We start from the raw sequence: 420 nt of genomic DNA, 5'->3' as shown, positions 1-420 counted from the left end.
CGGTGGTGCTGCACGGCGACCTGGAGCCCGCCTTCCAGCGCTTCTGGCAGGACACGAAGGACCGCTTCCGCCTCGTGCAGGGCGACCCGGAACGGCCGGCCCTGCCGCCCGAGACGCTGTTCCTCACCGCCGAGCAGTTCTACGCGCGCGCCAAGGCCCATCCGCAGCTCGCGCTGCGCTCCGGCGTGGACGACGTGGCGGACGGCGCCGTGTTCCAGAAACTGCCCGAGCTGTCGGTGCAGCGCGGCGCGGAAGATCCGCTCGCCCGCCTGCAGAACCACCTGCGCACCACGGACCACCGCGTGCTGCTGCTCGCCGAGAGCGACGGCAGGCGCGAGAGCCTGCTCGACTTCCTGCGCGCCTCGGGCGTGAACCCGCCGGCCTTCGATTCGCTGGCGGAATTCCAGGCCGGGGCGCCGG

General features: G+C 73.1%; 1 pseudogene. It reads left to right on the top strand.

Going from position 1 to position 420, the window contains the following annotated elements:
- Positions 1-420, top strand: a pseudogene (locus E0L35_RS25720) (hypothetical protein); the annotation flags it as partial.

It is taken from the genome of Halomonas sp. ATBC28, from assembly GCF_005937175.1.
Classification (GTDB): Bacteria; Pseudomonadota; Gammaproteobacteria; order Pseudomonadales; family Halomonadaceae; genus Vreelandella; species Vreelandella titanicae.
Note: the sequence above shows the minus strand (reverse complement) of the source record. Positions and strands in the feature narration are given on the sequence as shown.